Genomic DNA, 23,773 nt, shown 5'->3' on the forward strand with positions numbered 1-23,773 from the left:
AGATTTAAATGACAATCATAATGAAAATAGCCTATTAGAAAATACTTCTAACAGGCTTTTTCAAACGATCTCTATTATTTTTTCAACAATCGTCCCGACAGCAGCAACCCAATTCCACCAACCGTCATAAACAGTATTGCTCTAATTAGTAAATCGAGGGCCGACAAATCGAAGAATATAAGTTTTACAAAAGCAATAATTAAGATGATAAAACCAGTTAGGCGTAATGCTCGTAAATGACGACCTGAGCTAAGCCATAGTGCAACGCTTGCTGTAAGGAATAATGTAATTGTTGAGAACACAATACTTAACTTCCAATCAAGTATCCCATTATATGCAAGTTGGAATATTAGCCCCTTAACAGCTATCATCGTAAGCACAACGCCTGCACTTACAATTGGGTCCAAAAGTTTCTCTAGTTGCACTTGATAGGTTTGATAAATGCGCCCCTTCTTTAGTAAATCGACAATAATTGCTACGATAACCGCAATATACACGATTCTTGTCACTATATTTAACCACGCGACACCTTGCATATTGTATGGTATAGCTACAAGCATTAGTGTAAAGAGAAGGAAAAATACACTAAGAGCAGGTGTTAATGCACGCCCTTTATATTTTATTGGTACTAGAAGCGATCCGACAAATAATAAAGCGATTATTATACACATCAGATGCGGAATATTACTAACATCTGCAAAATAAGTTGCATCAATCTTTCCGATATAAGCTAAGAAATAACTAGTTGTTATTAAAGCTAAAATATCAATCACATACATATCCTTCATGATCTGTTCAAATACAGTCAGTGTCTCTTTTGGACGTCTCGCATATAAATAAATAATCAGGAGATAAATTCCAGGCATCACCAAACTCGCATGATTTATGCTGAAAAATGGTGCAGGATCATGAATACTAAAGTTTATGGCAAGTACAATCATAAATAAGAATGAGCCGACAACCTTCATGATACTTGCTCGTAAACGTAAACTCATCATAACACCTGCAAAGACGATGAACGGGATCAATATGTGATCCACTTTCCCTGGTAAATTCATAACTAGTAGCGTATTAAATAGTGTAATAAACGCGAGTGTTACGGCACTATCAAATGCCTCCTGCCATTTTTGCTTATAGCCATAACCCGCTAAAATTGCAAATAAACTGACTATTACGAGTAACAGTGCTTCTCCAAATTCAATTGTTGTAATAATAAAATTCATGAGCAATAAACTGAATAAACCAAGGCTAAATTGCATACCAACATGAGTATATTTCCATGTAGACGCTACATTATATAAACGACACCAACTCGTGTTAAAAATAGATAGCATAACAAGCAAACCTATTGCAAAAACAACTTGATTGTCATTATTCATAAATGTTTCTATGCTGATCGCTAGCACAGTGAAAAAGGTTGCGATATAGAGTGCCCACTTCTGCTTGTGTTGATGAATGACAAATTGCAACATCGTAAACAGTACAATCACATAGATTAAAATAATAACAGGACTAAAATCCATATATTCTAGTAAATAAGGTAGTAATAGTGAGGTAAATGCTACAAATACTGTTAGCACCTCATTTTTCTTTAAGAAACTAATAGCAATACCATAGCCGATATAAACCATCGCTATCACAAGCGCAAGTGTTAAACCTATTATTTCATATAATATCGCGCCAGCCGCTGTCGTTAATATCCCAACAATAAATGCTCCGCCATATAACGAAATCGTAACAGCTGATGATCCTACTTTTTTGCGCTCTAAAACATAAGCTATTAAGGTTAAGGCAAGCGATAATACATAGGCAAGGATGATTTTAACTTCGTTCGATAAATAGCCATAATCACTTACTAGCTTTAGACCCCAAAGCACTCCCATCACTAAAATAACCATAAATACTTTTGGTAGTGCCCCCATAATACGTTCCTCTAACGTTCGCTGTGGCTGCACCTTTTTTTCTGGTGCTGACATTTGCTTTGGATTTGGCTCCGAATTTAGTTTTGGATTCGGTTTTGGCTTTAGGTTTGGCGCAGGCTTTAGCGTAGATTGCTCAATCATGGATTTTTCGGCACTCAGTGTACTTGTTTTTGCAACTGATTGTTGACACTTCACGGCCTCTAACTCTTTCCGTAAATCCATCATTTCTTGCTCGAGTTTGACAATCCTCTGCTCCATTTCAAGCGACATTCAATCATCCACCCCACTTAATCATTTTTCAACATTATAACATATTTACCATTGTTGCAAAATTACACTTTTGTTTCATTTTTACTTTTTATCTAGGTCTACGATACATTAAAGCACGTTCACTATCACTGGTTCCCCTTGTAGTTGGATCTACGACAACTCCCATTAAAACAAGAATCGATAAAACAATATTAATAATGGACGTTAGCTGCGCACTCATTGCACTCGTTAAATCATAGCCAAAAATAGCTGCTACTTGCTGTGCGAGTAATAATATCAATGAAAATAGCGACAGTAAAAATGGTTTATGCAGAAGACGGATTCTCCAGTTAATTCTCATAAACGCTCACCTCCCCCCTTCTCAATCACATTATATGCTCCGTGGTTACATGACACATATGCAAAAATGGAGCATCCAACATGAATTTACAGAAATTTTCCTTTATCTCGCTGTCTTCACAATTAGGAGGGAATTCTGCTCAATACTCACTTTTTAGGGCAAAAAAAACACCCCTAAGGATGTTAATTAATTTTATTACGGTTGAGTTGTTTTTCAATACCAGCCCGATCAATCTGAATCCAATATTCTGCTATCTTTTCATCTTCAATTCTATAAACTGCGCTTGCTATTTCAATAACAGGAAGACTTGTTGGCTGATATCCATCAACTTTTCCAACATGTGTACCAACTTGTTTCCATCGTACATATACTTTATTTTCTTGTACCATAAACTCTTGGATTTCTAATGAAAAATCGCCATATGCTTCTACCATTTCTTGTACATGGTCAGCATAATCTTGGGGAGTTCTTAAAACCGTTAACTCCTCTTCAGAAATAACTTGGTGTGCCAATACTTGTTCTGCCATTAACTCTGTTGCGTAATCTGGATTATTCCCTGAACGTACTTCTTCAAAAAATTTCTTCACAATTTGTTCTGGTGTCATTTGAACCCTCCGCTATAATTTACTATATATTCTGACGAGAATCACTTCATCTCCCCATGCTTAATAATAATTCGAGAGACAAGATATTGGAACCATATTCTACAAATTCCACTCTCCACTTCATGGAACTTATAATGACCTTGACTAGCTTTCACACAATGCCCTCTGCAGTTGTACTGATTGATAACTTTCTTGAAATTTTGCTGAAGGTTCCATTTTTATATGTTTTATCAGGTATGTTTATTAAACATTTTATTCATTCAAATATATTCAAGAACACTAATTTCACTGCGGGCTACATCAGTTGAAAACTGTAATATATTAGTAAAATATCAACAAAAAACAACCTTTTATCGGTCAATATATATTTTCCTAATCTACACACCTGATGTTTTATCATAGATGCTACGTTCATATAAATAGTTAAGATGCATCTTGCTTAGCGCTGATGCCTTCAAATTTGCATATAGTGGGTGATCGAAATGGTGTATGAGTGGAATGTTTTAAGGGCAATTGCCTGCTTATCTATTGTATTATTACACGCTACAACTAATACAGAAATTATTAACGGATACATCGAAAATCCGTACTATCAATTTTTCAGATTATTATTATGTTTCGCGACGCCAACATTTATTCTATTATCTATTATTATTTTAGCAAAGCGCTACCCAGTCGAACTACCTCCTAACTTTTTATGGCGACGTTTTCAATTTGTTTATATTCCATTTGTTGCTGCTAGTATTTTGTATGCAGTATATGCAGCTCTTCATTATGATGAAAGCTTTTGGAATGCACTGTATCGCCATATTCTCTTAGGAGATTTCTCGGGATGGTTTGTCATGACAATCTTTCAATTATACATTCTGTTCTTTATCATAAAAAAGTATCAGCTATCAAGCATATGGCTAACACCAATTATGTTGGCACTTGGTATTTTATATATGACGCTCGCAAAGCTGAATGGTGAATTCTTTATAGTAAACGATAATCTTGTTCGTTTACTATTTATTGGTTGGCTTCCTTATTTCGCAATTGCTTATTTAATCGGTACGCATTATCGATGGATTACCTTATATATTAGTAAGTACAAATTCTTTACGCTAGTTTTCGTTGTTCTTTCAGCATCTATACTGGCGATCAACTATTATTTGGGAGCCACTGAAATCACATCTAGACGATTAGATATGATGTTGCTTATTATTTCAATAACTTTATGCATTTTAGCATTTGGTCAAATTGTGCCGAAGCTAAAAATCGTTAATTTAGTAAGTCAATATTCATTTGGTATATTTTTGATCCATTGGCTTGTTCAAGAATTTTTAGTCCCTTATACAGCACAAATACCTACTACCTCTCTTCAAGTCATCGCGCTATTTCTTTCGAGCGTAGTTATCTGTATGTTGATTATAAAAATCATTTCATTTTTACCTTATAGTGCTTATCTAATTGGCAAGGCACACATTAAAAAGCCATCTCAGTAATGAGATGGCTCTATGCTTTTACGCTTGTCAAATTTCCGTGCCACAAAAACTAACCCGTAAACAAGTGGCGTTGCTACAATCGACGCTAAAAATTTAAACAGATACTGTGTTATAAACAATGTCAGTAATACTTTAAATGGCATTACACCATAAAAGGCTATCGTAATAAATAGTGCCGTATCGATGAGCTGACTTACCATCGTAGACGCATTGTTTCGAAGCCAAAGCTTACCGTCGCCATGCTTTTCCTTAAATTTACTAAATATCATGACATCCAAATTTACACTAACCGTATACGCAACAAGGCTTGCAATAATGACACGCATACTGCCACCAAGAATTATCTCAAACTCCTTTTGATGAGCAAAGGCTTGTGCAGGTGGTAGCTCAATGGCAATAGCAATAAAGCATGCCGCAAACACTTGTGCTATAAGCCCCGTTCTTACCGTGCGACTGCCCGCTTCCCTACCGTACACTTCGCAAATTACATCAATAAGAGGATACGTGAAAATAATAAGTATTGCTGCTGCCGGAAGTATCATCCATTCGCCTATACTAAACACTTTAACAGCTAAAACATTTGCCAAAATTAAAAAGCCAACAAACAACCCATTTAAATAATACAGCATCAACGATTATCCACCTTTTCAGGATACAAATCGTGGTTCATCAAACGATGTTCCGCCATCTTTTCATATTTTGTGCCTGGGCGGCCATAGTTGCACCAAGGATCAATAGACAAGCCACCGCGCGGCGTAAACTTGCCCCATACCTCAATATAACGCGGTTCGATCAGCTTAATTAGATCATTCATGATGATATTGACACAGTCCTCATGAAAGTCTCCGTGATTACGGAAGCTAAATAAATAAAGCTTTAGTGACTTACTCTCTACTAGCTTTTTATCTGGAATAAAAGAAATATACATTGTTGCAAAGTCAGGCTGCCCTGTCATTGGACAAAGACTTGTAAATTCTGGACAATTAAATTTTACAAAAAAATCGTTTCCCGTATGCAAATTATCGACTGCCTCAAGTACTTCCGGTGAGTACTCAAATAAATACTTTGTGTTTTGGTTACCAAGTAGTGTTAAATCTTGTAATCCTTGTTCATCTGTTCTTCCTGCCATAAAAATGCCTCCTCAAGTTGTGAGAAGTCCATTATGCGTGAAACCTAATAAAAAAAAATCGCCATATCCGCATTTTTGGGACATGGCGTAAATGACGTCATCCATAGTTTTTTATAGAGGGTATGCGCTATGAACCTCTTTTATATTCGCTAGTTATCTTAACTTAATGAATGCAATCCGTCAACTAATTTTTTTCATATCCAATGCATTGACAAAAACACTTTCAAGTTATACTGTTTTACAGCTCCTTTCCTACTCTTCAGCCTTTTGTTGCATGTTGTCTTTTATCGTTTAGCAACTATCAGTGGTTACAATTTTGCTCAATTCCGATTATTATGATTATTTTCAAGTTGTCTACTTCTTTGTTTGAACTATTATCAAATATGTCTACCTTACTCTATCATAATCCGAAATGTTTCTGTAACTCTCGGTCAACTTGAGGATATTCGAAATACTTTCAAAAAAAGTGATGCCAAGCCCCATTTAAAGGACTTGGCATTTTAGCTGAATTAACCACGGTTATCATTTTAGTTTGTATAGTCAATGGAATTGGCGATGTCGACTAACACTTCAGGTGTCACCTTTTCGGAAACCCTTTTATCAATCCACAGCATATATTGCCAATCTCCTCTTTCAAAAGCGAGTACATTGAAACCTGATATTTCCATATAGATTGAAGTCGTTCCGTTTTTCAATTCGAATGTCTTTACTATATAGTCCTTTTTAGATAGTAACTTAAAATGATTAGGTCGAACAGTTATTTTATAATGATGCTCCGGAAGTCGATTATTAATAAATGTAACTTCATAAAAATCATTCCTATCACCATCAAGATTATTAAATCGACCAAAATGATGCGTAAAACTAATAGGAGGTACTCGAAGTGGTAGCTTTAGTTCTTGATGAAAGTGCCGCTCAAAATCGGAGGCAGCTGCTTCAACCGTTTTATAGCCTATTTCAGGATAAATTTCTTCATAAGGACTGAACGAATCATTTAGATAGGCATTATTTGGTTGAGAAAATAATAAATAAAAGGAACTTAAGCAGAGAGAAAAAATTCTGTCCATTTTATCACCTCAGTATCACTTTAGGCGTAGTTTTTCCCAACACAATGAATTTATGCAGCAAGTTGTAGTATGTTCACAGTTATTTATTCTTTTTTATCATAACTAGATCCAACTTGTTTTAAAGCGTGTGAAATAGATATTTTTTGCACCGGAAGTCTATATGCAAAGAATCACCTCTAGTACGCGGGTATTTCACCCTTTTTACGCGGATATTCTCTCTGTCACGCGGATTTAAATAAAGAAAAAGCAATTATTCGCACTCATTAAATGCGAACAATTGCTTTTTAGATCAGAAAAGTAAATGTGCAACTAATGCTGCGATTGGTAGTGAAATAATCGTACGTAATAAGAAAATAACAACTAAATCAAAAAACTTCAGCGGAATTTTCGTACCTAAAATTAGTCCACCGACTTCTGACATATAGATAAGCTGTGTAACAGAAACGACAGCAATGACAAATCGTGTAGTTTCAGCTTCGATTCCTTCTCCTAAAATTGAAGGTAAGAACATATCTGCAAAGCCGACAACCATTGTTTGTGCCGCCTCAGCTGCTTCAGGTAAACCAAGCACTGTTAAAATAGGTTCAAATGGCTTCCCTAAAACGGTAAAAATACTAGTGAATTCAGCAAGCATTAAAGCAATGGTACCAAATGCCATAACAACGGGCGCTACGCCAATCCATAAATCCAAGACATTTCTAGATCCATCTTTAATAAATTGAAGAGGATCACGATTTGCATGTGCGACTGCTAAAGCATTTTCTAGACCATGTGACATCGAATTATAACCTTTGGGTAATTCCTCACGTGATAAATCTACTGGACTACCATCGATATACGTATCTTCTTTGTTAGCAAGCGGATAAATTCGCGGCATTATTACCGCTAACACAAGACCGCAAAGTACAACCGTTACATAATATGGAATAAAATAGCGTGACAAATGCACTGTATCCAATACGACGATACAGAACGTGATGGATACTACAGAGAAGCTTGTTGCAATAATGGCAGCCTCTTTTTTCGTGTAGTTCCCCATTTCATATTGCTTACTCGTCATCAGAACACCAATTGTTCCATCCCCCACCCACGATGTAAGTGCATCAACCGATGAACGACCAGGACTTTTAAAGAGAGGACGCATAATTTTTACCATCATTGTTCCGAAAAATTCAAGTAAGCCGAAGTTTGTTAAAAATGGTAATAGTAGACCCGCAAATAAGAAAATCGTAAATAAAAACGTTACCAAACCATCATCAGGGTTCATTAATAACCCACCAGTATTTTCATTGTTAATCGCTGATGGTCCAAAATCAAATACAACCATTGAAGCAAATATTAAACCGATAATTCGTATTATTGTCCAAAACCAATTGACATAAAACAATGTATCTAAAATACTAGGCTTCTTTGTATGATCGCGAGGAATGAATTTGGCAATAAGTGAACCAATTGCCGAAATCGCAAACATAATGATAGTAAAATAACTAATCACAGGCGCAACAACACCCGCTAATATATTTGCTAAAATAGCAATTGGAACTTTCCATCCCTCATCTGTTAAGACTGGTGTCATGAATAATAGGACACCAATAAGAGAGGGGATTATGAAGTAAAAGTATGAAGAAGTAGGATATTTTTTCATAATTAAAAGCCTCATTTCTCTAGTTTTATCAAAGTTGTATACATCAGGCTTGTTAGTTATATACTGTTCAACCGCCAAGAAGTATATCTGTATAAAGCGAAACATTAATCAGTGGAAATTTCTTTATCTTCGCTGATTAATATTTGCCAATTGGGCATTTACGAGCGGTTAATGAGGGATAAAATAAAAAAAGCATTCCTCTAAAAAGTAATAAAGGAACGCCTAAACACTACTTTTTTATAATTAACATCTGCAATGCGAAATTTTAACAATCCCAACATTATTCATAATTTACATTTATGAGCTACAAAAATACCGTAAACCCAACAACACATCCGGTTAATTCTACAACAAAATGAATTTTTATTCAATGTAAAATATTAGTTATTGTTATAATTCTCATCTGATATCATCCAGCACTTCTTCTTTGTATCATTACCTTTCAACAAAGCTCAATTTTACAATAGCTAAAATGTTGTCTAAATTATATGTGTAACATTTAATGTATCCAACCTTGTTCAAAGGACGGATCTTTCTTACATACTAGCACTTTCAAACTATAAAAAAGCACACCTATCATCAAAAAATTATTGAAAAGGTCATAAATACTTTAAATTTCGACATGCATTTCATCACTTCGGTTTTCGATAGTAGTTTACATTATTAACATTTGATGAAATTTTTCAATAATCATACCTATTTTGATTGCCTAAGAGATTTAACCAACTCTTAATAGGCATACAAATAGACCACATTGTCTTTCATCTCATATCTTAAGTATGAACCACAACTTATCAAAACAGGAGGTTATAACATGTTTAAACGTATGCATCACCATGCAAAAGGTCCACATTGTTGTCCACCACAAGCATGCCCAACTCAATTTGACCCACCACATTTTTTACCACCAGAAGAATATATTCGTACCAATTACATCCATACTGTCGTGCCACATGTACAACCAGCACATATTACAACAGTTAACAAACATATGATTGATCATCAATATTACTTCCCTTTCACAGAATGTGTAGTGAATGAATGTTGCGAAAATCATACACTTTGCGATATGCGACCTGATCCTTGCCATATGCACCATCATCATCACATGCCACACCATCATCATCATCACCATCAAATATATATGGGCTACTAAATATTTGATTGAAAATGTCTAGCGCCTATCAGTTCTTGTTATAGTATTTACTATCAAATTATGAATTTCAAAAGAAAAAAACCGAGTACCTTGATTAGGTACTCGGTTAATATATTAGTACATTTTTAAATATTGGTCGCGTTCCCATTGATGTACTGTTGTACGGTACATATCGAACTCGATTTCTTTTGCTTCTTTAAAGTTTGCGTAGATATGCTCGCCTAAAGCTTCTTGAGCTACTTTATCTTTAGCTAGTAATGCTAAAGCATCGTCAAGTGCTGGTGGTAAGTTTTCAATACCGTTCGCTTTACGCTCTTCTTCAGTCATTACATAGATGTTACGATTAATCGCAGCTGGTGGTGTTAATTGTTGACGAATACCTTCAAGACCAGCTTCTAAAATAACAGCCATTGCTAAATATGGATTTGCAGATGGATCCACAGAACGTACTTCTACACGAGTTGAAAGACCACGTGCTGATGGAATACGGATAAGTGGTGAACGGTTTTGAGCTGACCATGCTACATAACATGGTGCTTCGTAACCAGGTACAAGACGTTTATAAGAGTTAACTGTTGGGTTTGTTACAGCTGTGAAACCTTGAACGTGAGCAAGGACACCCGCCATGAATTGCATTGCTGTTTCAGAAAGACCTAGTTCAGTCGATTCATCGTAGAATGAATTCTCTTTACCTTTAAATAATGAAACATTGAAGTGCATACCAGAGCCAGCTTCACCGAATAATGGTTTCGGCATGAAAGTAGCATGTAAGCCATGTTTACGTGCAATTGTTTTAACTACTAATTTGAACGTTTGAATGTTATCACAAGCTGTGATTGCATCTGCATATTTAAAGTCGATTTCATGTTGTCCAGGAGCTACCTCATGGTGAGATGCTTCGATTTCAAAGCCCATTTCTTCTAGCTCTAATACGATATCACGACGGCAGTTTTCGCCAAGATCTGTAGGTGCTAAGTCGAAGTAACCACCATGGTCGTTTACTTCTAATGTTGGTTCACCTTTTGCATCTAATTTGAATAAGAAGAATTCTGGCTCAGGCCCTAAATTGAAGCTTGAGAAGCCCAACTCTTCCATTTTTTTAAGGATACGTTTTAAGTTGTTACGTGGGTCACCAGCAAACGGCTCGCCTTTAGCAGTGTATACATCACAGATGAAACGTGCTACTTTCCCTTTTTCAGAAGTCCAAGGGAACACTACGAAAGAATCTAAATCAGGATGTAAATACATGTCCGATTCTTCGATACGAACAAAGCCTTCAATGGATGAGCCATCAAACATCATTTTATTTTCTAGCGCTTTGTCTAATTGGCTTACAGGAATCTCAACGTTTTTAATTGTGCCAAGAATATCCGTAAATTGTAATCGAATAAAGTTTACGTTTTTTTCCTCGATAAGACGTTTAATGTCCTCTTTTGTGTATTTACCCACAGTTTTCCACACTCCTATAAATTGTCTAGCTTTTATTATTACCCTACCCTATTAAAATAATCTAAACTGTTACCAGAAGCGTACGTTTGCTTTAATTAATAGAATCGAGATAAATCCCCTTGTCTGATGGAAGATTTTTGCATGCGCTGTGCTTGACGCATTTCTTCACGCATAATGCGACGTAATTCTGAATCACTTAAATTTGGTTCTTCTGTTGCAACAGCATCATTCTTTTTAGCGAATAGTTTTTTAATCTTCGCCATATTCATACCTTGTTCTAAGTAATCTTTAATTTCAAGCAGTATGTCGACGTCATTTAATGAAAACATTCGACGGTTGCCTTCTGTTCGGTGCGGCTCAATTAAATGGTGTTCTTCATAATAACGAATTTGACGTGCCGAAAGCTCAGTCAATTGCATCACAATATTCATGGATAATAACGGCATAGTTCGTCTAATTTCACGACTCATTTAAGTCCCTCCAATACCCGCTAATCATATAACGAAAATTTTACACTGTCAACCAGTCATGTAAGGTTTCCTTACATCAATTAAAATATTTTTTTCGAATTGATGAAAAATTGTAAAAAACTATTCAAAACGAAAGTATTGAATAGTTTTTTCATCTCCTATTTTTGGATTTTTTGTACAGCACTACAAATAGCAAATTTTACGTGCTCATATGTTAACCCACCTTGAATAAATGCTGTAAACGGCGGACGAATAGGACCGTCTGCTGTAAGCTCAATACTTGAACCTTGAATAAAAGTTCCAGCTGCCATGATGACATCATCCTCATAGCCAGGCATGTACGCTGGCTCTGGTGCGTAATGCGCATTAATTGGTGAGTTTGCTTGAATTTCACGACAAAACGCAATCATTTGTTCCGCGGTTTGGAAAGAAACCGATTGAATTAAATCTGTACGATTAGCATCATACCTTGGTGATGTATTCATCCCAATTTCCCCTAGCATAGCAGCTGTGAAAATGGCACCTTTTAATGCTTGAGATACAACATGTGGTGCAAGGAAAAATCCTTGATAGAAATCACCAAGCGTGTTTAATGTTGCTCCTGCCTCAGCACCAATACCTGGTGATGTCATACGATAAGCACATTTCTCAACTAAATCTGCACGACCCGCAATATAACCACCAATTTTCGCTAAGCCTCCACCAGGATTTTTAATGAGCGAACCTGCCATTAAATCAGCCCCAACCTCGGTCGGTTCCTGTGCCTCAACAAATTCACCGTAGCAATTATCAACGAAAATAACGGCATTTGGCGCTAATTCACGGATTTTTGCACACATGTCTGCAATTTGTGAAATGGTAAAGGATGGGCGTGTTGCATAGCCCTTCGAACGTTGGATAGCAATCATTTTTGTGTTTGGTGTAATTGCAGCTGCAACGCCCTCCCAATCGATCTCTTGATTATTGATTAAATCTACATGGCTATAACCGATTTTATAATCTTTTAAGGAGCCAGTATCCTTATCGCCACCATCGACTATTGATTGCAATGTATCATACGGCTGACCCGAAATATAAAGTAATTCGTCACCAGGACGTAATACTCCGAATAAACTAAGCGTAATTGCATGTGTACCTGAAATAATTTGCGGACGTACGATGACAGCCTCCGCTCCAAAGACCTCTGCATAAACACGTTCTAGATTGTCACGCCCCTCATCATCATAGCCATAACCATTAGACGGATGCAGATGATAATCACTTACTTGATGCTTTCTAAACGCAGCAAGCACTTTTTGTTGGTTGAAGAATGCCATGTCTTCTACCTTTGCATGAAAAGGACGCACCTTTTCTTCTATTTTAGCTGCTAATGCTAGTGTTTCTTCCATTAAATTTGTTGTAAAAGTCATTATATTCTTCTCCATTTCACATTTGTTCAAATCCTATCTTAACAATTTGTATGCTTGCCTGCAAAACTTGCTATTGTTTCTAATTGCATTTTACGCTAATCTAAATTGCGGACTTCATCTATTATGTCCTACTATAATAGGATATTTAATATCTGATAATTCCAAAGCATAAGTTGATACTTTTCTTAGCAAAAACTTCTACGCTACAAAAAGGGTTTGCAACTAATCAAAAAGATTTATTCATATAGGGAGTGAAAGGGTTGGCTTGGGAGGTTTTTAGTATTATTGGAACAATTGCCTTCGCTATTTCTGGGGCAATCATTGCAATGGAGGAAGAATACGATTTATTCGGTGTATATATACTCGGGATTGTAACCGCTTTTGGCGGAGGAGCTATACGAAATTTGCTCATAGGTTTGCCTGTAACAACACTGTGGGGACAGGATATGATGTTCCAAATTGCCATTGCAGCCATTACAATTTTTTTCTTATTTCCACATCGACTCATCCAACATTGGCATCGCTGGGGCAATTTCACTGATGCTATCGGTTTATCGGCATTTGCAATTCAAGGTGCTCTCTATGCCGTGAAGCTCGACATGCCCATTAGTGCAGTTATTGTAGCTGCTGTCTTAACAGGGTCAGGCGGTGGAATTGTTCGAGATTTATTAGCTAGACGACAACCATTAATTCTCCGTGATGAAGTCTATGGTGTTTGGGCAGCACTAGCTGGACTTATTATTGGGCTTGGATTATTTTCAGGGGATATCTATTTATATGTATTATTTGGTGTAATTACTGCACTAAGAGTTCTTTCATATATGAAGAAATGGCGTTTACCGTTGCGGAAATTGCAGCGGGCATAGCTAAGTTTCCTTACATCACCGTATAACAACAAAAGGCTGGGACAGAAAGAAAAAATGTTAGACCGATTTCGGTCTAACATTTTTTTGATTTAGGAAGGAACACTCTACTCATTGAAGCGAAAAGGTTATTACCTGTTTTCGCTATTTTTCAAAATAATCGAGTTCTGTCCCAGCCTCTTCTTTTTTATCAATAGCAGATTTTAAATCCTTTAACTATAACTTTTGTTTATGTGTAGCAGCGCCTAGAAACAATATATCCTAATAGAAATAGTATGTTACCCTAAGTAAACTTTTTGCTTGCTGAGTAACTACTTTCATAAGAACTTGTTTTTAGAATCTCATAATATTTAATTACTTTTCTAACAGCAGAATAGCTTCCTCTAATGTTGTCATGTTTTTCATCATGGAACATGCTGCGTCCAAAATAGGAAACGCTAAAGCTGCACCAGAGCCTTCGCCCAATCGCATATTCATCTGCAACATCGGTTCAACTCCGAGCATTTCAGCAGCAATTTTAGCACCTGGTTCTTCGGAAGCATGAGAAGGAATGATATAGTCTTTTACTTTTGGTTCGAGTTCGTATGCAATAAGTGCAGCAATAGTAGAAATGAAGCCATCAATCACAACAGGCTTGCGATTTGCAGCTGCAGCGAGTACAACTCCAGCCATAGCACCTATTTCTAAACCACCAACTTTTGCAAGAATGTCAATAGCATCATCACGATTTGGTTTGTTTAATGTAATAGCATTATGAATAACTTCTATTTTATGGTCGATTCCACCTGGCCCAACACCTGCACCGACCCCTGTCACTTCAATCGGATGACATGCACGAAGAACCGATAATATTGCAGCACTCGGTGTTGTATTTCCAATCCCCATTTCACCTGTCCCGAGTACATTCGCCCCTTTTGCTATTTCTTCGGTAGCTACTTCAATTCCTACTTCAATAGATTGAATGGCTTCTTCCCTTGACATGGCAGGACCTTTTGCCATATTGTCCGTTCCATATTTAATTTTTTTTAGGATAACACCAGCATCATGCGGAATATCTTCTTTTACGCCAACGTCTACTGTGACAATTTTAGCATCTGTGATTCTTGCGATAGCACAGACACCAGTTCCACCTCTAGGAAAATTTAATGTTTGAAAGACCGTCACATTTTGTGGATTAGATGTCACCCCTTCATCACAAACACCATGATCTGCGGCACACACAATAATCGCTTTATTATCAATCGCAGGAAATAGTTCTCTTGTAATCCCAGATAGTTGCACAGCAAGGGTTTCTAGTCTTCCCAAACTTCCAGGAGGCTTGCATAGTGCATCTATGCGTTCTCTTGCCTGCTCCATCATTTTGTGGTCAGTACTGTGAATGTTTTGAATCGTCTGTTGTAATAATTGCATGAAAATTTCCCCTTTCTTTTTTGCCCCATTACTCGAAGATATGATTTAGAGAAAAAAATAAAAAGCCTGTAGTTTATTTCATAACAAATAAACTACAGACTTTTCCATCGTCTATATAATACGCAGCAGTTAGGCAGGTCTCCTGGCTCAATTTCAACATTTCATAGAACCTTCCCAGACTATGCTAGTGGCATTCTCCATGAAACTCTCTTTTACAGTGGTGGGACCGCTAAAGCTTTTCACTTTATTCCCTATTCTCCCGCAATGGGCACCTAATGCTTTTATGCAATTATTTTAAATTTACGATAAAGTGTTTTTTGTGTCAATATATTTAATTAAATGAAAAATTGTTCCAGGGATTCCTTTGCTGGCATTCGTTCCAAAATAGTGAATTCCAGTAAAAGAGTCTTTTAACACTTCGAATAACCAAATAAATCTAACGTACGCGAATTTAGGTTCCTGAGGGCTGGCAATTTGAGCCCATGCTGAATCTTCTCTCCAATAGAAAATTGATTCATAACGCGCCTACTCAACCACAATCTATTTTTCCTAGGTAAATTCCTAATCGTTCACAAGTAACGGATTCAATTAAAACTTATTTCCTATAAATATAGTAGGGAAAGTAATTTTTTGATGTATGTCTATTGAATAAAAATATGCTGATGACTAACATGAAAAATAACTACATTTCAAACTTAGCCTTCATTTTGCATTTTCCTAATCTCAACAATATTCTTCCAGATCGCCCTATCAACTTTGGCAAAACTACGTATGCTTGGCGTTGTATTTACTTCGAATAATATAGGTTTTCCTTCTAGATTTATTCCAAAATCAATGCCATATTCTCTACAAGGAAAGTGGGATGCTATTACTTCAGCTACTAAAATTGAATCCTCTTTTAGAGAATCTATTGTTTGATCTTTCTTTGTATTATCCATCATCAAATAACCTGATAATAATTCCTCAATCGATATTGCTTTAGAACCTCGATTTGAATTGACAATCCCATGATCCTCAGTTGCCACTCTTCCGTAAATCCCACCAATTACCCATTTTCCCTTTAGATTTTGAACATGAACACGAATAGATATTGAATTCCCATCAGGGGTTAGACTTTTGACCCCCTCTTGTATAATATAAATTCCGTTTAATCTACCTTGTTTCTCATATGGATGTAGAACTTGGTGGAAATCCTCAATTGCTGCTACACATTTACTTATTTCCTCACCTTGCATGGTAAATCCGTTAAAACAATAGTGTCCATCTTTTCTTTTGTAGACTTTATAAATTGCTCTTCCTTGTCCAGCGCTATTATGTTTCACATAAATATACTCATACTTATTTAATAAATAGATTAGGTTTTCTAGACTGTAAAGTATTGATTCTGGCATGCAGTTATTTGTTAAAGGATTTTGTTTTAAGAGTAAGCATTGTTCCCATTTTCCAAGTCCGTTTTTCAATAAACTCACCTCATTTAGTTAGATATTTTTATTTCTTTTGTATTGATAGTGTAGTCCTCTCCACTTATGGAGGTTACTGTATTCTATGTAAATAGATTTATCTTGCATAGGTGGGTGAGACTTGGTAACGCGATATCTCATATTTTTCATTTTGAGTCCCATAATTAAATTTACTACACTAGAAAAGTAGCATTATGATTGTTCTCAATACACCATTTTTTAATTTCAAAATCATTAGTTTCTAATATACTTGCCCTGCTAATATTTACTTTTAGTCATATGATAATGTCGAGTTATAAGATGGAAGATCTTAGAAAAACAACAAAATTTTTTAATAAAAAAATATATTTAGACACACTTAAATTAATGGATACCTATAACGGTCTTTCCGCAAAAGTTGTAGAGGAAGTTGGTTTAAATGGGATATGGGCGAGTGGTCTATCGATATAAGGATCATTAGGTGTAAGAGATAATAATGAAGCATCATGGACGTAGGCATTAGATATACTAGTTTAAACTTTGCCAGTTATAACCTAAAGATTCGTGAGCAAAAAAAAGGATAATCCATACAATAAAATTTTAGGCCTCATCATGAACTCACTAAAAAATAAGAACAAGAAAAAAGAAAGAGCAAATATTAATAGGCTCTTTCTCTTTAAAGTATGTCATTATTTAAATTCTAACTCTCCATCATATGCAAGCATGCCGCCTTCAAGGTTTGTCACGTCAAACCCTTGAGCTTCTAAGTATGAGCATGCATTTGCTGAACGAGCGCCAGCCTTGCAAACGATAATGTATGGCTTTGAAGCATCTAATTCATTTATGCGATCAGGGATTGTCCCAATAGCAATATGTTGAGCACCAGGAATCATACCTTGTGCTACCTCATCATCTTCACGAACATCAATAATGTATAGATCTTCGTTCGCATCTAATAGTTCTAATATTTCTGTTGTCTCCATCGTTTTCATCTGTGTAGTCCTCCAATATATCGATTTCCTTTTACATTATAGCCTGAAGGCAAAAAAACAGCTAGTGTCATGAACACTAACTGTTTTACTCTAATGTTTCTATTCGTCTGTCTCTAAAAAATCGACTTGCTTTGCTGGAACAAATGTGGAAATAGCGTGTTTGTAAATAAGATGCTGTTTACTTTCAACATCTACTAATAACACTGTAAAATTATCATAGGATTTCACAGTCCCTTTTAACTGGAATCCGTTTAACAGAAACACAGTAACAAAAACACTGTTTTTACGTAGATGGTTCAAGAATGTATCTTGCAAGTTAATTGATTTCATCAAATATACCCCCCTTGCTCTCTTCCTACCTCTTCATTCCTATATTAGCACGTTCTACCAATTTATCAATTAGTAATTTTTAGAAATTTATCAAAAGTATAAAAACAAAATCTACGATAAGGCGAGATCAATCAACTAAAGTTGTTCTTCATTTTTAAGAAAGTAAACATCCATTTTATTGCGGAAATATGTTAGTTGTCTTTTCGCATAGCGGCGAGAATTTTGTTTCAAACTGTCAACAGCTTCTTCTAAAGAACATTTTCCATCTAGGTAATCATATAATTCCTTGTAGCCGATTGCTTGGATTGACTGTACACCACGAATATTTTGCTGCCATAAACCCTTTACTTCTTCCAAAAGCCCCTTTTCCATCATTATATCAACGCGAAGGTTAATACGATCATAGAGCTCTTCACGTGACATATTTTGCCCAAGCCCTATAATCACATGATTGTAAAGTGGAACTTCTCCACGATTATGTGCTTCTGCTGCCTTTGAAACGCCACTAAGCTCAATCATTTCTAACGCACGTATGACACGGCGAGTATTATTTGGATGAATGGTCTCTGCTGTTTGTGGATCAAGGTTTTTAAGTTTAGCATGCATAGCCTCTGGACCTAATTTCTCCAGTTCTTCATAATAGGCTTTTCTTGCTACTTCATCTACCTGCTCCTCAGTAAATTGAAAATCATAGAGTACTGCCTGTACATATAATCCTGAGCCCCCTACAATAATCGGTAGCTTGCCGCGTGCTTGAATTTCCGCAATTTTAGCACGCACTAATTTTTGATAGTCAGCTACTGAGAAAGGTTCCGTTGGCTCTTTGAAGCTAATTAAATGATGTGGCACACCTTCCATCTCTTCTTCCGTAATTTTCGCTGTACCAATATCTAAATCTTTATAAATCTGCATGGAGTCACCATTAATGATTTCGCCATTATATTTTTTCGCTAACTCAATGCTTAGTGCCGTTTTACCAGAAGCAGTAGGTCCTACGATTGCTACAACCTCTGCTCGCTGTATTTTATCTTGTATCATATTTTTCTAACCACCGTAATAAAACTTGATAGACTGCTTCTTGATTATCTTCGTTCAAAATTTCATGACGCTTATCCTCAAATAAGTAAACCGTCACATCCTGTAAGCCCGCTGCTGCAAATTGTTCTGCCACAGAGTATACGCCTTGACCTTGTTCTCCAACTGGATCCATGCTACCACTTATCAATAATATCGGTAACTCTTTCTTTATATTCGCTATCTCTTTTTTACGATTTAACGACTTAAAACCCGTTGTTAAATCCACAAAAAATTGATTTGTTGGGATAAAGCCACAATATGGATCATCTATATATTTTTGCACCTCATCCTCTGTCGAGCATAACCAATCATACGCAGTCTTCGAACTTGGGAACTGCTTATTAAAACTACCAAAGCTGAGCTTATTTAATATTTTGCTCTCCGTCTCTTTACCAAATTGCTTGGCCAATGCTTTTGCTACTAAATTCCCCATCTTATGCAATGCTGTAACATTCCCTGTTCCACAAAGAATCGCATTATCCACTTGCTCGCTATACAATTGAATATATCTTCTAGTAATGAACGACCCCATACTATGACCAAATAAAATCAAAGGTACATCTGCAAATTGTACATGCATTAATGTTACTACCTCATGAGCATCCTCTACTACACGGTCAAAACCATTTTGTTCGGCAAAGAAACCTAGTGTGCCATTATAAGCTGCTGTTTCTCCATGTCCTCGATGATCATGCATTGTTACTGCATAGCCAGCTTCATTAAGAGTACGAGCAAATTTCACATAACGTCCACTATGCTCCGCCATACCATGTAAAATATGAATATGACCAATACATGGATTCGACGGCTTGAATGTTCGAGTAAACAGGAAATGACCATCTGACATTTCAATATAGCGCTCCATTACCTACACCCCTTCCTATATAAAACTTGTTGCATCTAAAATAGCTTGCTCTAGTTGAGCGATATAAGTATTTCTTTGTGACTCTGTATAGCGAAAATGTTGTTGCATAACTTGAATGACCTGCTGTTTATAACGTTTTACTGCATCAATATCGAAGTATAATAAACCTGTACGACGAATAAAGAAATCACTTGGTGTGTACACCATTTCTGCTTCTATGCCATAAAGTAACATTGCATGTAAGGCAAGAGGCATCGTACTTCCATGCTCATGCAAATATTTCACCTGGTTAAACAACGCATCTACATTCGTGCCATATTTTTGAACGAGCGTCTTCGCTTCATCATAATTAAGACCATATTGAACACCTTCTCTTGCTTTATACGCTGTATAGTCAGGGAAATTGAGAGCATTGAGGCCTTTCGCACCAGAAAGCGATATCTCACGCGTTATACATGGACCTGCGTGCTTATATCTATGTGTTTTCACAATTTTATCAACGATTGTTTCTGCCATTTGGCGGTAGCCCGTTAATTTGCCACCTGCGATTGTCATTAGTCCACTTGGAGCCGTCCATATTTCATCTTTTCGTGAAATTTCAGATGGATCCTTTCCTTTTTCAAAAATAAGGGGACGTACACCTGCCCACGACGATTCAATCGTTTCTATTGAAATATTTGCTGTTGGAAAAACAGTTTTTGCAGCATCCATTAAATAATCAACATCCTCTTTGGATGCGACAGGATGTGCAGGGTCTCCCTCATAAACTGTATCCGTTGTTCCTACATAAGTTTTGCCATCACGTGGAATTGCAAAGGCCATGCGTCCATCCACTATATCAAAATATACTGCTTGCCTTAATGGAAAATCCTTTTGATCAAGGACAATATGAACCCCTTTTGTGAGTCGTAATTGCTTTTTGTCTGCTACTTTATCCTTGTGACGGACCTCATCTACCCAAGGTCCAGTAGCATTAACGATTTGCGCAGCATGCACTTCTATCATTTTCCCTGTCACATGATCCTTTACTTGCACTCCTACAAGCTTTTTCTTTTGATATAAAAATTCTGTCATCTCCGCATAATTTAGACAAAGTGCCCCGTATTCAACCGCTTTTTTCAGTACCTCTATTGTCAGACGGGCATCATCTGTACGATATTCAACATAATAACCACCACCGACAAGCTCATCTCGATTGAGTAGAGGCTCTAGCGCTGCTGCTTCCTGAGCATTCAGCATTGTTCTACGTTCATGCTTTTTGACACCTGCTAATCGATCATATACCTTCAATGCCAGTGATGTTGTTAATGGACTAAGTGAGCCCTTCTTATATAATGGCAGGAGCATTTTTTCTGGCGTTGTAACGTGAACCGCACTGTCATAAACAATTTCACGCTCACGCCCAACCTCAGCTACAACACCTACATCAAGTTGCTTTAAATACCGAAGTCCACCATGAATAAGCTTTGTTGAACGGCTGGATGTGCCAGCAGAAAAATCCTGTTTCTCGATCAAGGCGACTGACAATCCCCTAGATGCAGCATCAAGTGCAATGCCAGCACCAGTAATCCCGCCACCAATGACTAATACGTCAAAGCTATATTGCTCTAAAAAATGTATAATTTTAGGACGATGTTCAAATGAAAACATACCTTTTTCCCCCATTAGCTATGATTTGAAAATACATGTAACCTCTACAACTTTTTGCTAGATCGCTTTAAGAGCCGGTCCTTATTGTGCATCCATTTCTGATTGATAAGTTACCTGCAAGCGGAATATCCTCATCAAAGAATAGAATTGGAGCAGTCTTTGTATAAATCTCTGAAGAAATTTTCACCTCTAGTAACATTGACATTAGGGTATTTAATAGCGTACAAAGTTCTTCATCCCACTTCAAGTCGTAGGTATTATACAGCAATGTACGAGTGGCAATACATTGTCCCCCTTTCTAAAATGTCAGGCGTTACAACTACATTACCCGTTTAAACATTTTCTCCACTTCATAAGTTGTAAAATGAATAAGTACTGGACGTCCGTGTGGGCATGTAAATGGATTATCAGCATTACGTAAATCTTGTAATAACGTTTCCATTTGCTCTTTCGTTAAATAATAATTGGCCTTTATCGATTTTTTACAGCTCATCATAATCGCTGCTGCCTCACGCATTTTTTTAACGTCCGCCTTTTTAGTTGTCAGCACCTGTTCAATTAAGTCCTCGATAATTTCCTGTTCTTCCCCTTTAGGAAACCAGCTAGGATGCTCTCTCACGACAAATGAGGACTGTCCAAACTCCTCTAAAAATACGCCGACAGCTTCTAATTCCTGTCTATTCTCTCTTAAAAGAAGCGCCTCATCAGCTGCATAATGGAAAGTCAACGGGAGCAATAAAGCCTGTCGTTCATTCGGGTTTACCTGACCGACCTTTTCACGGAAAAATTCATATTTAATACGCTCCTGTGCAGCGTGCTGATCGATTAAATAAAAGCCATCCTCCATCTGTGCAACAATATACGTACCGTGAATTTGCCCTACTACTTCAAGCGCAGGGAATGGTTCTTTAATAGGCTCATCTTGTAAAACTTCTCTAGGTTCCTCTAGCCCCTCTAGCGTCATTTCTTCAGGAGGATTTGCTTCCATCATTGGTGTTGGCTGCCAGCTACCTTCAATAACAGTAGGGACGGGCTCTGCCACTATAGGCTCTAATTGTTTTTGCTCCTGAACAGTTTGCACATCATAAAGCTTTTCTACTATGGCATTCATTTTCTCCACATTAAGCTTTGGTGCCGGCTTCCATATATTTAACTGCTCCGTCGCAGGCTTCGCGACTTTTTCCTTCTTTTCCATTTGCGGCACGCGAATAACATGGCGTATTTGCTCCCGTATTGTTTCCTCAATTAGTTTAAGAAGCTCTGGTTCTTTACTTAAACGTATTTGATGCTTAGCAGGATGAACATTGACATCTGTTAAATAGGGATCACCTTCGATAAAGAGTGCTACAATCGGAAAACGCTCAATTGGTAAATACGTATGATAGGCATCTACAATCGCTTTTTGTACTAAATAATGCTTCACCCAGCGACCATTAACAAACAACGACACATAGTTTTTCGAAGCACGAGTCACCTCCGGTAATGACACAAAACCAGAAATTTTATAATCGTGTGACTCTCCATTGAAGGACACCATTTTCTTAGCATTATGCACACCGTAAATGGCAGCTAATACTTGCTGCACGTCACCTCGTCCATTTGTTTGTAACAATTGCTGACCGTTATGTAGCAATCTAAACGCAATTTGTGGATTTCCAAGTGCAAGACGGTTCATTAGGTCAATGGTATGCCCAAGCTCGGTCTGTATTGTTTTCATATATTTTAATCGAGCAGGTGTATTGAAAAATAACTGTGACACTGTAATATCTGTTCCTTTACGCAAAGGACCAGGTTTATGTGTAGCGACGTGTCCACCTTCAAGCTCTAAATAAGTACCTGATTCACCATTTGACGTAATGAGTGTCATTTTAGACACCGATGCAATTGAAGCTAACGCCTCACCACGAAAGCCAAGTGTACGAATTCGAAATAAATCATGCTCCTGATGGATTTTACTTGTTGCATGGCGAGAGAATGATATTAATGCATCCTCTTCATCCATGCCACTACCATTATCAATTATTTGAATTGAAGTGAGGCCCGCTTCTAGTAAAAAAACATCAATGGACGTACTTCCTGCATCAATCGCATTTTCAACAAGCTCTTTGACTACAGAGGCTGGCCTTTCAACTACTTCCCCTGCAGCGATTTTATTGGACAGCCACTCGTCCATAATTTGTATTTTTCCCATAGCGCATCAC

General features: G+C 36.9%; 21 protein-coding genes and 2 riboswitches. Of the genes, 3 read left to right on the forward strand and 18 right to left on the reverse strand.

Features of this window, described 5'->3' with window-relative positions; genetic code table 11:
- Positions 1-74: 74 nt before the first annotated feature.
- The 3 genes from BFJ97_RS02370 to BFJ97_RS02380 form a co-directional block, all read right to left on the reverse strand.
- On the reverse strand, positions 75-2,192 hold the full coding sequence (locus BFJ97_RS02370) for a DUF2339 domain-containing protein (protein ID WP_068983043.1): 2,118 nt from the start codon (positions 2,190-2,192) through the stop codon (positions 75-77).
- Positions 2,193-2,280: 88 nt separating this feature from the next.
- On the reverse strand, positions 2,281-2,532 hold the full coding sequence (locus tag BFJ97_RS02375; protein ID WP_068983044.1) for a phage holin: 252 nt from the start codon (positions 2,530-2,532) through the stop codon (positions 2,281-2,283).
- Between the two features lie 182 nt (positions 2,533-2,714).
- On the reverse strand, positions 2,715-3,137 hold the full coding sequence (locus tag BFJ97_RS02380) for an ester cyclase (RefSeq protein WP_068983045.1): 423 nt from the start codon (positions 3,135-3,137) through the stop codon (positions 2,715-2,717).
- A gap of 482 nt (positions 3,138-3,619) precedes the next feature.
- Here BFJ97_RS02380 and BFJ97_RS02385 point away from each other — a divergent pair, with 482 nt between their 5' ends.
- On the forward strand, positions 3,620-4,621 hold the full coding sequence (locus BFJ97_RS02385; protein ID WP_254660101.1) for an acyltransferase family protein: 1,002 nt from the start codon (positions 3,620-3,622) through the stop codon (positions 4,619-4,621).
- Here the strand turns inward: BFJ97_RS02385 and BFJ97_RS02390 are convergent.
- From BFJ97_RS02390 to BFJ97_RS02405, 4 genes are all read right to left on the reverse strand, one after another.
- Positions 4,615-5,250, reverse strand: a complete 636-nt coding sequence (locus BFJ97_RS02390) for a queuosine precursor transporter (protein ID WP_068983047.1) — start codon at positions 5,248-5,250, stop codon at positions 4,615-4,617. The genes BFJ97_RS02385 and BFJ97_RS02390 overlap by 7 nt on opposite strands.
- Positions 5,250-5,750 (reverse strand): preQ(1) synthase, encoded by a 501-nt coding sequence (queF, locus tag BFJ97_RS02395; RefSeq protein WP_068983048.1) that lies wholly within the window; start codon positions 5,748-5,750, stop codon positions 5,250-5,252. Before queF ends, BFJ97_RS02390 begins: the two co-directional genes overlap by 1 nt.
- Positions 5,751-5,847: 97 nt before the next feature.
- A riboswitch (PreQ1 riboswitch) is annotated at positions 5,848-5,894 on the reverse strand.
- A gap of 383 nt (positions 5,895-6,277) precedes the next feature.
- The gene (locus BFJ97_RS02400) at positions 6,278-6,817 is read right to left on the reverse strand and encodes a hypothetical protein (protein ID WP_068983049.1); all 540 of its coding nucleotides are present in this window, start codon (positions 6,815-6,817) and stop codon (positions 6,278-6,280) included.
- A 289-nt stretch (positions 6,818-7,106) separates the two neighbouring features.
- Positions 7,107-8,462: a YjiH family protein gene (locus BFJ97_RS02405; protein WP_068983050.1), complete on the reverse strand. Its 1,356-nt coding sequence runs from the start codon at positions 8,460-8,462 to the stop codon at positions 7,107-7,109.
- 814 nt (positions 8,463-9,276) lie between these two features.
- On the opposite strand from BFJ97_RS02405, the gene BFJ97_RS02410 reads away from it, so the two are divergent.
- Entirely contained in the window at positions 9,277-9,618 is a 342-nt protein-coding gene (locus BFJ97_RS02410; RefSeq protein WP_068983051.1) for a CotD family spore coat protein, read from the forward strand.
- A 114-nt stretch (positions 9,619-9,732) separates the two neighbouring features.
- Here BFJ97_RS02410 and glnA read toward each other — a convergent pair whose 3' ends face one another.
- The 3 genes from glnA to BFJ97_RS02425 form a co-directional block, all read right to left on the reverse strand.
- A complete protein-coding gene (gene glnA / locus BFJ97_RS02415) occupies positions 9,733-11,067 on the reverse strand; it encodes a type I glutamate--ammonia ligase (protein ID WP_068983052.1) in 1,335 nt (444 codons plus the stop codon).
- Positions 11,068-11,162: 95 nt separating this feature from the next.
- Positions 11,163-11,537 carry a MerR family transcriptional regulator gene (locus BFJ97_RS02420; protein ID WP_068983053.1) on the reverse strand — a complete coding sequence of 125 codons (375 nt, stop codon included), beginning with the start codon at positions 11,535-11,537 and terminating at the stop codon, positions 11,163-11,165.
- A 158-nt stretch (positions 11,538-11,695) separates the two neighbouring features.
- Complete coding sequence (locus BFJ97_RS02425) at positions 11,696-12,946, reverse strand: aminotransferase class I/II-fold pyridoxal phosphate-dependent enzyme (RefSeq protein WP_068983054.1); 1,251 nt, start codon at positions 12,944-12,946, stop codon at positions 11,696-11,698.
- Positions 12,947-13,206: 260 nt separating this feature from the next.
- Between BFJ97_RS02425 and BFJ97_RS02430 the strand changes: the two genes are divergently transcribed.
- Positions 13,207-13,812 carry a trimeric intracellular cation channel family protein gene (locus BFJ97_RS02430; protein ID WP_068983055.1) on the forward strand — a complete coding sequence of 202 codons (606 nt, stop codon included), beginning with the start codon at positions 13,207-13,209 and terminating at the stop codon, positions 13,810-13,812.
- A 351-nt stretch (positions 13,813-14,163) separates the two neighbouring features.
- On the opposite strand, the gene cobT is transcribed toward BFJ97_RS02430, so the two are convergent.
- From cobT to mutL, 8 genes are all read right to left on the reverse strand, one after another.
- On the reverse strand, positions 14,164-15,219 hold the full coding sequence (gene cobT / locus BFJ97_RS02435; protein WP_068983056.1) for a nicotinate-nucleotide--dimethylbenzimidazole phosphoribosyltransferase: 1,056 nt from the start codon (positions 15,217-15,219) through the stop codon (positions 14,164-14,166).
- A 115-nt stretch (positions 15,220-15,334) separates the two neighbouring features.
- Positions 15,335-15,510: riboswitch (cobalamin riboswitch) on the reverse strand.
- Between the two features lie 404 nt (positions 15,511-15,914).
- The gene (locus BFJ97_RS02440) at positions 15,915-16,679 is read right to left on the reverse strand and encodes a YheC/YheD family protein (protein WP_068983057.1); all 765 of its coding nucleotides are present in this window, start codon (positions 16,677-16,679) and stop codon (positions 15,915-15,917) included.
- 668 nt (positions 16,680-17,347) lie between these two features.
- Positions 17,348-17,650, reverse strand: a complete 303-nt coding sequence (locus BFJ97_RS02445) for a rhodanese-like domain-containing protein (RefSeq protein ID WP_068983058.1) — start codon at positions 17,648-17,650, stop codon at positions 17,348-17,350.
- A 99-nt stretch (positions 17,651-17,749) separates the two neighbouring features.
- A complete protein-coding gene (gene hfq, locus BFJ97_RS02450) occupies positions 17,750-17,980 on the reverse strand; it encodes an RNA chaperone Hfq (RefSeq protein WP_068983059.1) in 231 nt (76 codons plus the stop codon).
- Between the two features lie 135 nt (positions 17,981-18,115).
- The gene (gene miaA, locus BFJ97_RS02455; protein WP_068983060.1) at positions 18,116-19,018 is read right to left on the reverse strand and encodes a tRNA (adenosine(37)-N6)-dimethylallyltransferase MiaA; all 903 of its coding nucleotides are present in this window, start codon (positions 19,016-19,018) and stop codon (positions 18,116-18,118) included.
- Positions 19,005-19,922 (reverse strand): alpha/beta fold hydrolase, encoded by a 918-nt coding sequence (locus tag BFJ97_RS02460; RefSeq protein ID WP_068983061.1) that lies wholly within the window; start codon positions 19,920-19,922, stop codon positions 19,005-19,007. Before BFJ97_RS02460 ends, miaA begins: the two co-directional genes overlap by 14 nt.
- A 15-nt stretch (positions 19,923-19,937) precedes the next feature.
- Positions 19,938-21,572 (reverse strand): glycerol-3-phosphate dehydrogenase/oxidase, encoded by a 1,635-nt coding sequence (locus BFJ97_RS02465; protein ID WP_068983062.1) that lies wholly within the window; start codon positions 21,570-21,572, stop codon positions 19,938-19,940.
- Between the two features lie 319 nt (positions 21,573-21,891).
- Positions 21,892-23,763, reverse strand: a complete 1,872-nt coding sequence (gene mutL, locus BFJ97_RS02470) for a DNA mismatch repair endonuclease MutL (RefSeq protein ID WP_068983063.1) — start codon at positions 23,761-23,763, stop codon at positions 21,892-21,894.
- Positions 23,764-23,773 lie beyond the last annotated feature (10 nt).

The organism is Lysinibacillus xylanilyticus, assembly GCF_001708185.1.
GTDB lineage: Bacteria > Bacillota > Bacilli > Bacillales_A > Planococcaceae > Lysinibacillus > Lysinibacillus xylanilyticus_A.

Bases quoted from the DNA above. Each gene is read 5' to 3' on its own strand.
- BFJ97_RS02370 (WP_068983043.1), bottom strand. From the start codon at position 2,192: ATGTCGCTTGAAATGGAGCAGAGGATTGTCAAACTCGAGCAAGAAATG.
- BFJ97_RS02375 (WP_068983044.1), bottom strand. From the start codon at position 2,532: ATGAGAATTAACTGGAGAATCCGTCTTCTGCATAAACCATTTTTACTG.
- BFJ97_RS02380 (WP_068983045.1), bottom strand. From the start codon at position 3,137: ATGACACCAGAACAAATTGTGAAGAAATTTTTTGAAGAAGTACGTTCA.
- BFJ97_RS02385 (WP_254660101.1), top strand. From the start codon at position 3,620: ATGGTGTATGAGTGGAATGTTTTAAGGGCAATTGCCTGCTTATCTATT.
- BFJ97_RS02390 (WP_068983047.1), bottom strand. From the start codon at position 5,250: ATGCTGTATTATTTAAATGGGTTGTTTGTTGGCTTTTTAATTTTGGCA.
- queF (WP_068983048.1), bottom strand. From the start codon at position 5,750: ATGGCAGGAAGAACAGATGAACAAGGATTACAAGATTTAACACTACTT.
- BFJ97_RS02400 (WP_068983049.1), bottom strand. From the start codon at position 6,817: ATGGACAGAATTTTTTCTCTCTGCTTAAGTTCCTTTTATTTATTATTT.
- BFJ97_RS02405 (WP_068983050.1), bottom strand. From the start codon at position 8,462: ATGAAAAAATATCCTACTTCTTCATACTTTTACTTCATAATCCCCTCT.
- BFJ97_RS02410 (WP_068983051.1), top strand. From the start codon at position 9,277: ATGTTTAAACGTATGCATCACCATGCAAAAGGTCCACATTGTTGTCCA.
- BFJ97_RS02420 (WP_068983053.1), bottom strand. From the start codon at position 11,537: ATGAGTCGTGAAATTAGACGAACTATGCCGTTATTATCCATGAATATT.
- BFJ97_RS02425 (WP_068983054.1), bottom strand. From the start codon at position 12,946: ATGACTTTTACAACAAATTTAATGGAAGAAACACTAGCATTAGCAGCT.
- cobT (WP_068983056.1), bottom strand. From the start codon at position 15,219: ATGCAATTATTACAACAGACGATTCAAAACATTCACAGTACTGACCAC.
- BFJ97_RS02445 (WP_068983058.1), bottom strand. From the start codon at position 17,650: ATGAAAACGATGGAGACAACAGAAATATTAGAACTATTAGATGCGAAC.
- hfq (WP_068983059.1), bottom strand. From the start codon at position 17,980: ATGAAATCAATTAACTTGCAAGATACATTCTTGAACCATCTACGTAAA.
- miaA (WP_068983060.1), bottom strand. From the start codon at position 19,018: ATGATACAAGATAAAATACAGCGAGCAGAGGTTGTAGCAATCGTAGGA.
- BFJ97_RS02460 (WP_068983061.1), bottom strand. From the start codon at position 19,922: ATGGAGCGCTATATTGAAATGTCAGATGGTCATTTCCTGTTTACTCGA.
- BFJ97_RS02465 (WP_068983062.1), bottom strand. From the start codon at position 21,572: ATGTTTTCATTTGAACATCGTCCTAAAATTATACATTTTTTAGAGCAA.
- mutL (WP_068983063.1), bottom strand. From the start codon at position 23,763: ATGGGAAAAATACAAATTATGGACGAGTGGCTGTCCAATAAAATCGCT.